Raw genomic sequence first — 10,836 nt, 5'->3', positions numbered from 1 at the left:
GGGTGTCGCCGGGCCTCGGCTCCGGCGGCCAAGAAACCGGCGCGCATCGAGTCCCAGGTCCAGTTCGACAGCATGACGATTCGCGTCGCAGGTCGATGCTCCCGCAAGAGCCGCAGGGCGGGCATGCTCGTTTCGTTGTTCCTGAGTTCGACATCCAGCACGACCACATCCGGGTTGGTGCGCTCGACCAACGCGATCGCACTCTGGACATCCTCGGCCATGCCGACCACATTGATCGCGGGACTTAGCCTCAATACCCGACCCAGGCTGGCCTGTACAGCAGGCGAATCATCCACGACTGCAACCTTTAGCATTGCGGGCCACTCGTTCATCGACACGCCTGTCCAGTTTGTCCCAGGCGGCATGGCCGCGGTTGAGTGCGCTCAAGCCGGGACCGCAGGGCCATGACCGAGCTCGGTTGATCCATGTCAATCGGAGGCGTCTCTCATGCAGCACCATCAGAGCACTTCATATTTTCTCTTGCGGGCCTGAGTCAAGATTTCACAAGATGGATAGGGATCGCCTCGTGGGAGAAACCGCATACGAGCATCGGCTCGTGGCAAATCTGCCCTCCATGCTCGCCTACTGGGACGCAAATTTGCGCTGTCGCTTTGCGAATCAGGCGTACCGCCACTGGTTCGGCGTCGATCCAAACTCCCTCGTCGGCACATCGCTTCGCGACCTTCTCGGCCCGGAGCTCTTCGCATTGAACGAACCGCACATTCGGGCCGTACTGAGCGGACAAGAGCAACTGTTCGAGCGAAGCGTTCCTGGGCCTGGCGGAGTCACCAGGGAAAGTCTCGCAAACTACGTGCCGGATATCGTCGAAGGCACCGTCGTGGGCTTTCTCGTCCAGGTCATGGATATCACCAAGGTCAAGGCGACCCATGACGCTCTCAAAGAGGCCGAAGAATACTTGCGGCAGCTGTTCGAACTTTCTCATGAAGGCATCCTCGTCGCCGATGAAGCAGGGCGCTACACGGATGTGAACGATTCGTGTTGCCACATGCTGGGCTACGCGAGAACCGAGATCATCGGCAAGACGTTTGAGGATCTTCTGGCGCCGTCTGAGTTACATCGCTTGCCCACGGCTCGCGCCGAGATGCTCGCGGGCGGAGTGCACGTGCAAGAGTGGATGCTGCTTCGCCGAGACGGGACGGCGTTGCCGGTCGAGGTTCGGGCCAGGCGCTTGTCGGACGGTCGGCGAGTCGGACTCCTGCTCGACATCACCGATCACAAGCGCATCCTCGCTGCCGAGCGTGCGACGGCCATGCAGCTGGAAGAGACGGTGGCGGAACGAACCGCAGAGCTCAGGCAGGCGACCAACGATCTGCAAGTGAGCGAAGCGCGTCTTCGTGGCATCTTTGACTCGGCCAGCGAGGGAATCATCACCACCGATGCCAACCAGATCATCGTCGAAGCCAATGCCGCGGCCGCAAGAATGTTTCGCTGCCAGGTCGGTGACATGCTTGGTACCTCGGTGGAACTGTTCATTCCACAGCGCTATCGGGCGGCACATGCGCAGGAGGTGCACAAATTCGGTGAAGGGACCTCCGGCGCACGGCCGATGGGGCAGCAGGAAGTCGTGGCACTTCGCGCCGATGGTCAGGAGTTTCCAATCGAGGCATCCATCTCTCAAGTGACTGTGGGGAGCCAGAAGCTGTTCACCGTGATTCATCGCGATGTCACCTCGCAAGCGCAGATGCTCGCCGATCTGCGGTCAGCGCATGCTGAATTGGAGAAGCTGGTCAGCGCCATGGATCGCGTTCAGGAAGACGAACGCAAGCGGATCTCCCGCGAGATCCACGACGATCTCCAGCAGACGCTTACGGCCATCAAGATGAACGTGACTGCGATCGCCCTGGCGCATCTGGAACTTCCTTCCAGCGAGCACGCATTGCTCTCCGAGGTGGCGGCACTTGCGGATACCGCGATGGATTCGACACGGCGGATCATTCGCGACCTTCGTCCGCCGATGATCGACGAACTGGGCCTCGTCGCGGCGCTCGAGTCGCTCGCGAACCAAACCGCCCAACGTCACCGCATCGAGTGCAGAGTGGATGTCTCGCCGAACGTCTCTACCGCTTTGCAGCAGAAGCCGTCCATCACGACCTGCCTGTATCGCGTGACCCAGGAGGCTCTGAACAATGTCGTTCGCCATGCCAATGCGACCCGGGTCGACATCACGCTTGAAGACGCCCCCGGGGGCCAGGTCTTGCTTCGCATTTGCGATGACGGCGTCGGCTTGTTGGATGCCGACAGAAAGAAGGCCGGTTCATTTGGATTGCTGGGCATGCGCGAGCGGGTGCGTGCCTTGGGCGGCCGGATCAGTATCCATGGAAGTCCGGCGAACGGAACGACCGTGGAGGTGACGGTTTCGATGCCGTCGGCCCAGAAGGTCGTCGACCGATCGGCCGACTGACGAGTTGGTCGCGAGCTTGGAGGCCGTCAGGGGCGGCCGGTGAGAGGCAGCAGCCGGTCGGCAGCGGCATCGATGCAGAACGCGGCCACCTGCGTGAGCCCGCTTGCGACGGCAGCATTGGCGGCGACAACGCCGCCGGGCGCGTCGTCCGAGGGCGCGGCCTCGATGATCTCGATGTATCGCGTCGCCAGCACGCGCCGGCGCGCGACCCCGACGAGTTGCACGCGCAGCGTGAGCTCGACGACGCTCGGCTTGGTCAGGAAACTCTGCTGCAGCAGCACGATCTGCGTGTCGAGCGCCAGGTCCGCAGGCAGCCCGCTTGCTTTCCGGACGACGGCGCGAAAGCCGCCCGTGTCTTCGAGCGTGCGCGTCAACAACTGGCCGATCATGCGCGCCGGCGTCTCGGCCCATTCGTGGGTCGCGTAGTGGTCGAGCACGTGGGGCGCCTGGACGTACGCGATCGCCGACGATTCGAAGCCCGGTGAGGCGAGCGGCGGGTTCACCGCGAGCACGAGATTCCGGGTCGCCGACGTCGCCACGCGGGGCCTGGGATTCAGCACGTGCCGAACTCTGTCCTCGACTGGCACCGCCGGCCACAGGCTGCAGCCCGTGAGCAGAACCAGCGGTGCCGCCACCGCCGAGGCGCACAAGGCCCGCCGCATCGAAGCCCGCTGTTCACCACCAGGGGTTGCCGTGTGCGGCCGAGAAGCGCCGAGGGGGGAGCCTGTTCCGAACATGGTGTTCACTCCCCCGGTCCGCGTCTGGCCGGTCGGGCTCGCTGCAGGAGCACGCCGGGGTTGCGCTCCACCTCCTCGCCGACACGACGCATCGATGCCGTCAGTCCGCGCAGCTCGGAAACCGCCTCGCGCACTTCGGGCAACGTCGCGCCCGTGAATTCGGTGAGGTCGTCGCGCGAGTCGGCAAGCGTCTGGCGTGCACTGTCGAACGTGATGCGCACGCTGCGACTGGCGTCGATGACGTCGCCTGCCATGTGCTCGAGCGCGTCGGCGGCGCGGTCGAATCGCTGCACCAGGCGTGGCAGCTCGGCGGAGACCTGCTTCGCACGGTCCGTCGTGCGAGCCGCGTCGGCCAAGGTCGCGTCGATGCTGGATGAGCGTGCCGCCAGGGTCTGCGTCAGGACGGCAAGGTTGGCCAGCGTCGTGCCGACCGCGCGGCGGTTGGGCTCGTCAAGCACCGCATTCAGGCTGTCGGTCATGCGCGCGAGATTGGCCAGGAGCACCGGCGCCGCGGTCTCGAGGTGCTCGATCAGCGACGGGGCTGATGCAATCACCGGGTACGTCTCGCCCGGGCGGGCCTGGAGCGCCGGCGATTCCTTGTGCCCTGCCGACAGCTCGACGAACGCGATGCCGGTCAGCCCCTGCGAGCGCAGGGTGGCGACAGTGTCCGCCTTCACCGGCGTGCCGCGCTCGACATCCAGCGTCAGGCGGACCTGCTCGACATTCCCCGGGGACAGCATGATGGATCGCACCCGTCCGACATCGACGCCGTGGTAGCGCACCGGCGCGTTCAGATTGAGTCCGGAAACCGATTCGGTCAGGTAGGTCTCGTAGGTGTCGTAGGCCTTGCGGTAATACTTCCCGCTAGAGAGCCACAGCGTGCCCGCGATCATCGCCAGCGTGAGCACGATGACGAAGGCGCCGACGGCGGCGAGATTCACTTTTGATTCCATGCCTGCTCCAAAGCGGCGCGGCCGCGCGGTCCATGAAAATACTGGCGTACCAGCGGGTGACCCGAATGCGACAGCTCCGACATCGTGCCGACGCTGACGATGCGGCCGTGGCCCAGTACAGCCACGCGGTCGGCGGTGCGCCACAGCAGGTCGAGGTCGTGCGTCACCATCATGATGGTCAGGCCGAGGCCCTTGCGCAGACCGAGTACCAGCTCGTCGATGCCGCTCGCCGACAGCGGGTCCAGGCCCGCCGTGGGCTCGTCGAGAAACAGCAGTTCGGGGTCGAGTGCCAGCGCCCGCGCGAGCGACGCGCGCTTGCGCATGCCGCCCGACAGTTCGCTCGGATACTTGGCGCCCGCATCGGCGGGCAGCCCCGTCAGTGCGATCTTCACGGCGGCCACCTCGCGCATCAGCCGCGGCGAGAGGTCGGTGTGCTCACCCAGCACCATGCAGACGTTCTCGGTTACCGTCAGCTCGGAGAACAGTGCGCCGCGTTCGAACATCACGCCCCAGCGACGACGCAGCGGCAATGCACGCTCGTCCGACAGGCCGACGATCTCCTGCCCGAGAACGCGGATCGATCCAGATGCAGGGCGCTGCAACAGGATGATCTCGCGCAGCAGCGTGGACTTGCCGGACCCGCTGCCGCCGACGAGCGCGAAGATTTCGCCGGTGCGCACGTTGAGGTCGACGCTCTCGTGCACCACCGCCGCGCCGAAGCGGGTGCTCAGACCCCGCACCTCGATCACGTCGGGGGGGCGAGGGGCGGGCGCGGCGCTGTTGATCACAGGTCGAGCCACAGGAAGACGATCGAGAACATGGCGTCGGTCAGGATGACCAGAAAGATCGACTGCACCACGCTCAAGGTGGTCTGCTGGCCCACGCTCTCCGCGCTGCCGCCGACCTGGAATCCGCGGTAGCAGCCCACCAGCGAGATGATCATCGCGAACACCGGCGCCTTGGCCAGACCCGTCCAGTAGGACGAGGGCTGAATCGCATCGTCGAGCCGGTCGATGAACAGGTCGAAGCCGACGTCGAGCTTCACCCTGGCCATCACCATGCCGCCCAGCACGCCCGTGACATCGGTGTAGACGGTCAGCAGCGGCATCACGATGAGAAGCCCGCAGACCTTGGGTATCACCAGCAACTCCTGCGCTCCGACACCGATGGTGCGCAGCGCGTCGATCTCCTCGGTGACCTTCATCGTTCCGATCTGCGCGGCGTAGGCCGACCCGGATCGGCCCGCAATGATGATGGCGGTCAGCAAGGGCGACAGTTCGCGCAGCATCGCCAGCGCCACCAGGTCCACGACGAAGATGTTGGCGCCGAAGCGTTGCAGCTGATCGGCGCCCTGGTACGCGATGACGATGCCCATCAAGAACGACAGCAGTCCGGTGATCATCAGCGCATCGAGGCCCGCGGTCTGCACGTTGTGCAGGATCGGACGCCAGCGAAGGCGAGACGGATGCCGCAGCGAGGTGAGGAGGGCCAGCGAGCTCTCGCCGACGAACGCCAGATAGCCGTGCGCCCCCATCAGGATTGACCTGGCGCGTTGGCCCACGCGCGCGAGCCAGGCCGGCGGGTGCACGGCCGGCACCTCCAGGGGGATCTCGTGCTCGGCGAGCAGCTGCAGCAACGCGGCGAATTCCGACCGCATTCCTTGCGTGCGGACGACACACCCGCGCGCTGCGCAGCGGCGTATCGTCTTGTGAAGTATCCAGGCGCCCGCGGTGTCGAGGAGCGTGATGGCGGAGCCATCGACGACGAGCTCGCGAACGGCAGCCCAGTGGATGTCGTCGAGCCGTGATTCCAGACTGGCGATCGTCTGCACGGACCACGCACCGCTGCACTGCAGTTCGCTTGCGCCCGCTCCCGACGAGGGGGACACCACCGTCAACGACGCGCCGGACGACGACTCCCGGAACTCTCCGCTTCCTTCATCGTGAAGTCTGTGCATTGGCGTCATGACCCGTTCCCCGGGTCCAATCTAAGTCTCGCCCCTCCCACCGTGATTGCGCCACATCAAATGGCCGCTCGCCGGGCCTTCGGTGGGCCGCCCGCTGCGCCTGGCGGGCTGCGCGAGCGATCTCGGTCGCCGGATCGCTCACTTCAGCAAGCGTAGACACCTGCTCGAGGCCGCTGCGCCTCGCCGCCGCCAGCGTCGTCTCGAGCAGCTCTTGCTGGTGCTGAATCTGATCCTTCTCGCCGAAAACCCGGGAGTTGCTTGCGAACCAGCACCAGGTCCAGCGCGGCGCCGAGCATGCGCGCGACCTCGACCCCCACGGGCACTCCGCCGCGCGGCAGGGCGAGCACGACGATCGGGGTGCGCAGCTTCAGCTGCGTCAGGCGTTGCCCGAGCGCACGTCCGGCGGCCTGGCGATCCGTAAACGGAAGGCTCATGGGGATACTCCGTGAAGGGGCGTCGCATGCAGGCCATCGTGCTGCCGGAGATGGCCCGGCTGGTTGAGTCCGCGCAAAGGTGACACGTCTTGTGGGCGCGCACGTCTTGCGCCGGCGCAAGTGCGGACGTCTCGAGGCCGCGGAATCTCTTCCGCCATGGCTCTATCGCCGTCCGCCGCCTTGGGTCTTCCTGGCGGAGGACCGGGTGCTCAAGTTGAAGAAGCCGGTGCGCTTTCCGTTTCTCGACTTCTCTACGCTCGCCGATCGGGAGTTCCAGTGCCGCGAGGACGTGCGACTGAACGCGCGCCTCGCGCCCACCGTGTACCTGGGAGTGCGGGCGCTGCGGTGGCACGCCGGCGCCTTTTCCCTGGCTGCACCCGAAGAACTGCCGGCACCGGGCCTGACCGTTGACTGGCTCGTCCTGATGCGGCGGCTGCCGGAGCAGCGCATGCTGCATCGAATGATCTCAGAGGGTCGGGTCACCGACGCCGACGTCGACTCACTCGTCGCGTTGCTCGGTCGCTTCTACCGCGATGCGTTGGTCTTGCCGGTCGCAACCGCGGCGTATGGCTTATCTCAGCTTCGAATGCGATCTCGCTGGAGCACCGTGGATCGGTCCGCGCCTGCTGGCCGGTCTGTGCATCCAATTGGAAGAGCGGCCGTCGAGCAGACTCATCCACCTCTACACCGCTGAGCGCGCCCCGCTGCGTGCACGGCTGGCAATGGCTCACTTGCTCGACCCGCAACCGCGCACCCCGCACAAATGGACACCGCTCGCGCAACGCTGCGTGCAGCGCGCCCTCATCGCGTTGGACGATCTCGAGGGCTACTGCCCGCTCGGCGAGTCGTTCGGCGCATTGCGACCCTTGCTCGCAGCATCAACGTAGCGATTGCGTGGAGTCAATCCGCGGGGAGCACGACCGCTTTGCGCGAGAGGTGGACACCACGCTCAACGACGGGGTGTCGCGCGGTGAATGTGCCGGCCTGACCCTCGTGGTATCGAATCCATTCCTCGGGCAGCCGGATTCATCGCAGGCTTCGTGACCGTTGGGCGTGGCCCAGGCCGACAGCAGCAGGGGCTCAGCGGTTCTCAGTGCGGATCGACCAGCAGGCCGTCGACGACCTTGATGATGCGGTCGCAGCGCGCCGCCAGCGCCTCGTTGTGGGTCACGAACAGGATCGCGGTTCCCTGGGCCTGGTTGACGCTGCGCAGCAGGGCGAACACGGCGTCGGCCGACTTCGTGTCGAGGTTGCCGGTCGGCTCGTCGGCCAGCACCAGGGGCGGGTTCATCGCCAGCGCGCGGGCGACCGCGACACGCTGCTGCTGGCCGCCGCTGAGTTCGCCGGCCAGGCTGTCGCACCACGGCTTGAGGCCGACGCTGTCGAGCAGATCGGCGGCCCGGGCCGCCATCGCGGCGTTCGGGAACACCGCGTTGCCGAGCATCGGCATCATGACGTTCTCCTGTGCGGTGAAGGCGGGCATCAGGCAGTGGTACTGGAACACGAAGCCGATGTTGTGCCCGCGCAGCCGCGTGATGGCGCCGTCGTCGAGTGTGGTCGTCTCCTCGCCGCAGATCGCGAGCGCGCCGCTCGACGGTCGGTCGAGCAGGCCCACCAGGTTGAGCAGCGTGCTCTTGCCGGAGCCCGACGGCCCCATCACGGCGCAGAACTCGCCGCGACCGAGCGTGAGGTCGATGCCGTGCAGCACCTCGGTCTCGATCGGCCGGCCGACGTTGAACGACTTGCGCACGCCGGCGAGATGAACGACCGGGTCAGCCACGGATCGCCACCACCGGATCGAGGCGCGCCGCGCGCAGCGCCGGCGCGAAGGCGGCCACCAGCCCGGTGACCGTGGCCAGCACCAGGGCCGCGGCGAGCAGGCGCGGCTCGATCGTCAGCGCGAACAGCGGCGTGCCGTCGGCATTGCGTGCGTAGCGCTGCCAAACCACCAGCGCCACCAGGCCGATCGCCGAGCCGCCCAGCGATCCGGCGAGGCCGAGCAGCCCGCCCTGCAGCAGGAACACCCTCAGGATTTGCCCGCGCGTGATGCCCATCGCCCGCAGGATGCCGATCTCGCGCGACTTCTGCACCACCGAGACGACCAGCACGCTGGCGATGCCGAAGGCCACCGACAGCCCGACGAAGAAGCGGATCGTCGTGTTGGCGGTGGTCTGCGCCTGCACGGCGGTGAAGAACTGTGCGTTGGTCGCGATCCAGCTGTCCGCCTGGACGCCGGTTGCCGCCGTGATGCGGCGCGCCACGTCCTCGGCGGCATAGACGTCGCGGATCGTCACGTCGATGCTCGAGATCCCGCCGGTCAGGCTCAGCAGGCTCTGCGCCGTGCGCAGCGCCACATACGTGGTGCGCTGGTTCGCGCCCTTGTTGCCCAGGTCGAAGATGCCGGTGACCGTGAGCGTGTTGTCGCCGCCGCGGGCCGACGAGACGCGCAGCTTGTCGCCCACCGACAGGCCCAGGTCGGCGGCCAGTTCGGTGCCGATCAGGATGTCGCTGTGGGTCAGGCGGGCGTTGCCCCGCACGATGTCGTCCGGCAGCTTGACGATGCGGAAATAGAGCTGCGGCTCGATGCCGATCAGGGTGATCGCGCGACTGGCGTCGCCGCGCACCACCAGCGCCGAGCCGGTCGCCGCCGGCGACACCACCAACACCTCCCGCATCCCGCCGATCTGGGTCACGATCGACTGCCACTGGTCGATCGATTTGAGCCGCTGGAGCGGCGACTGCACGATGGCGTCCTCGATCGTGCCGGCGTTCGCGCCGGGCGGCGGCCCGAGCGCGCGCGCGGTCTCCTTTGGCGGCAGCAACTGGATGTGGGCCTGCGCGGTCAGCACGCGGCGCACGAAGTTGGCCTGCAGCCCGGCCAGCAGCGCCGACATGAAGACGATCACCGCCACGCCGATCGTGATGCCGCTGACGATGAACAGCGTCTGCATCCTGCCCTCGCGCAGGAAGCGCCACGCGACGATCCACTCGAACGGCAGCCAGGGATTCACGGCGCGCGGCGGTCGGTGCGATCAGGTGGACGCGGACGCGGTCGCCGGCACGGCCCGCAGCCGCGCGCCATCGCCCACCTCCGCGACCGATGTCGGCACGACCCTGTCGCCGGGTTGCAGGCCGCCGAGCACCTCGCTCCACGCCCCGCCGCGCAGGCCGATCTGGACCGCCTGCCGGCGCGCGTGACGGCCCTCGACCCGCAGCACCCAGGGGCGCGCGCTGCCGCCGTCGTGCAGCGCGTCGCTGGGCACCAGCACGGCCTGCGGCCGCTGGGCGACGCGGATGTCGACCGACACGGTCATGTCCTGCGTCAGGTAGTCGGGCGGCTGCGCCACGGCCAGCTTCACCTCGACCGAGCCGCGCTGCGGGTCGACCCCGGGGTTGATGAAGACGATCCGGGCCGGGAACCGGGCATCCGCGAACGCGTCGGCCGATGCGTCGGCGAGCTGGCCGATCTTCAGCAGGTGCAGGTTCTTCTCATCGATCTGGACCACCAGCTGCGTCTCGCCCGAGGGCGACAGAACCATCAGGGTCTTGCCCGGCTGCACCACGTCGCCGGTCTCGACGTCGCGGCTGATCAGCACGCCCGCGACCGGCGCGACGATGGTGGTGTAGCGCAGGCGCGAGCGGGCCTGGTCCGCGCTCGCCACGGCCTGCGCCAGCGCGGCGCTGGCCAGCGCCTGGTCGCTGCCGCCCGGCCGCAGCGAAGCAAGCTGGGACTGGGCCGTGCGCCACTGTGATTGCGCGAGGTCGACCAGCTTCTGCGCGTCATCCAGCGCGGCTTGGCCGATGAATCCCTGCTTGAACAGATCGCCCTGGCGGCGCAGCTGCGCGCGGGCGTTGTCCAGCGTGACCTGAGCCTGCCGCACCGCCTGCTCGGCCATCGGCACCTGCAGTTCGCGCAGCTGGCGCAGGCGCGCCTCGCCCTGGGTCACCAGCAGGTCGGCCTGCGCCGTGGCGGCGCGCGCTTCCTGCGCGTCGAGCTCCACGAGCACCTGGCCGGCCGCGACGACCTGGCCTTCGGCGACCGGAATCCGCTTGACGGTCCCGATGACCTGCGCGCCGATGCTGACGCGGTGCGGCGCCTCGACGCGACCGCTGGCGACGACCGACTGGACGAAGTCGCGCCGGATCACCTCGACGATCGGAACGCTCGGCCCGAGCAGCAGGCGCGGACCCGCCCACGCGCCCAGCGCCGCCAGACCCACGACCGCGGCGATCCACAGGCGGTAGGGGGAGGCAACGCGCCACCAGGCGGCGAGCCGCCCGAGGCCGGTCGGGGTCGAGGGCATGATTAGGTCGAGGAGCGCCG

The 10,836-nt window shown here is 67.5% G+C and carries 10 protein-coding genes and 1 pseudogene; 2 read left to right on the top strand and 9 right to left on the bottom strand.

The window, feature by feature from the left end:
* Positions 1 to 26 precede the first annotated feature (26 nt).
* Positions 27 to 314 (bottom strand): annotated as a pseudogene (locus tag ASC76_RS26520) (response regulator); the annotation flags it as partial.
* Positions 315 to 556: 242 nt separating this feature from the next.
* Between ASC76_RS26520 and ASC76_RS06280 the strand changes: the two are divergent.
* The gene (locus tag ASC76_RS06280; RefSeq protein ID WP_162247065.1) at positions 557 to 2,422 is read left to right on the top strand and encodes a PAS domain S-box protein; all 1,866 of its coding nucleotides are present in this window, start codon (positions 557 to 559) and stop codon (positions 2,420 to 2,422) included.
* Positions 2,423 to 2,448: 26 nt separating this feature from the next.
* Here ASC76_RS06280 and ASC76_RS06275 read toward each other — a convergent pair whose 3' ends face one another.
* The 5 genes from ASC76_RS06275 to ASC76_RS26515 form a co-directional block, all read right to left on the bottom strand.
* Positions 2,449 to 3,159: an ABC-type transport auxiliary lipoprotein family protein gene (locus ASC76_RS06275; protein ID WP_235580440.1), complete on the bottom strand. Its 711-nt coding sequence runs from the start codon at positions 3,157 to 3,159 to the stop codon at positions 2,449 to 2,451.
* A gap of 5 nt (positions 3,160 to 3,164) precedes the next feature.
* Positions 3,165 to 4,112 (bottom strand): MlaD family protein, encoded by a 948-nt coding sequence (locus tag ASC76_RS06270; RefSeq protein WP_056464046.1) that lies wholly within the window; start codon positions 4,110 to 4,112, stop codon positions 3,165 to 3,167.
* Entirely contained in the window at positions 4,097 to 4,900 is an 804-nt protein-coding gene (locus ASC76_RS06265) for an ABC transporter ATP-binding protein (protein ID WP_056464044.1), read from the bottom strand. The genes ASC76_RS06270 and ASC76_RS06265 overlap by 16 nt, the downstream gene beginning before the upstream one ends.
* A complete protein-coding gene (locus tag ASC76_RS06260; RefSeq protein WP_082548835.1) occupies positions 4,897 to 6,069 on the bottom strand; it encodes an MlaE family lipid ABC transporter permease subunit in 1,173 nt (390 codons plus the stop codon). Before ASC76_RS06260 ends, ASC76_RS06265 begins: the two co-directional genes overlap by 4 nt.
* Positions 6,070 to 6,221: 152 nt before the next feature.
* A complete protein-coding gene (locus ASC76_RS26515; protein ID WP_157615356.1) occupies positions 6,222 to 6,512 on the bottom strand; it encodes a hypothetical protein in 291 nt (96 codons plus the stop codon).
* A 205-nt stretch (positions 6,513 to 6,717) separates the two neighbouring features.
* Between ASC76_RS26515 and ASC76_RS06250 the strand changes: the two genes are divergently transcribed.
* The gene (locus ASC76_RS06250; RefSeq protein WP_056464041.1) at positions 6,718 to 7,206 is read left to right on the top strand and encodes a hypothetical protein; all 489 of its coding nucleotides are present in this window, start codon (positions 6,718 to 6,720) and stop codon (positions 7,204 to 7,206) included.
* Between the two features lie 396 nt (positions 7,207 to 7,602).
* Here ASC76_RS06250 and ASC76_RS06245 read toward each other — a convergent pair whose 3' ends face one another.
* From ASC76_RS06245 to ASC76_RS06235, 3 genes are read right to left on the bottom strand one after another with little or no spacing between them, the layout of a single operon-like run.
* Positions 7,603 to 8,292 (bottom strand): ABC transporter ATP-binding protein, encoded by a 690-nt coding sequence (locus ASC76_RS06245; RefSeq protein ID WP_056464039.1) that lies wholly within the window; start codon positions 8,290 to 8,292, stop codon positions 7,603 to 7,605.
* Positions 8,285 to 9,523, bottom strand: a complete 1,239-nt coding sequence (locus ASC76_RS06240) for an FtsX-like permease family protein (protein ID WP_056464037.1) — start codon at positions 9,521 to 9,523, stop codon at positions 8,285 to 8,287. Before ASC76_RS06240 ends, ASC76_RS06245 begins: the two co-directional genes overlap by 8 nt.
* Before the next feature lie 21 nt (positions 9,524 to 9,544).
* A complete protein-coding gene (locus tag ASC76_RS06235) occupies positions 9,545 to 10,816 on the bottom strand; it encodes an efflux RND transporter periplasmic adaptor subunit (RefSeq protein WP_056464034.1) in 1,272 nt (423 codons plus the stop codon).
* Positions 10,817 to 10,836: the final 20 nt, after the last annotated feature.

It is taken from the genome of Rhizobacter sp. Root404, from assembly GCF_001425865.1.
Taxonomy (GTDB): domain Bacteria; phylum Pseudomonadota; class Gammaproteobacteria; order Burkholderiales; family Burkholderiaceae_C; genus LMDS01.
The sequence above is the reverse complement of the archived record's forward strand: the minus strand, read 5'-3'. Positions and strand labels throughout refer to the sequence as shown.

Bases quoted from the DNA above. Each gene is read 5' to 3' on its own strand.
- ASC76_RS06270 (WP_056464046.1), bottom strand. From the start codon at position 4,112: ATGGAATCAAAAGTGAATCTCGCCGCCGTCGGCGCCTTCGTCATCGTG.
- ASC76_RS26515 (WP_157615356.1), bottom strand. From the start codon at position 6,512: ATGAGCCTTCCGTTTACGGATCGCCAGGCCGCCGGACGTGCGCTCGGG.
- ASC76_RS06275 (WP_235580440.1), bottom strand. From the start codon at position 3,159: ATGTTCGGAACAGGCTCCCCCCTCGGCGCTTCTCGGCCGCACACGGCA.
- ASC76_RS06260 (WP_082548835.1), bottom strand. From the start codon at position 6,069: ATGCACAGACTTCACGATGAAGGAAGCGGAGAGTTCCGGGAGTCGTCG.
- ASC76_RS06235 (WP_056464034.1), bottom strand. From the start codon at position 10,816: ATGCCCTCGACCCCGACCGGCCTCGGGCGGCTCGCCGCCTGGTGGCGC.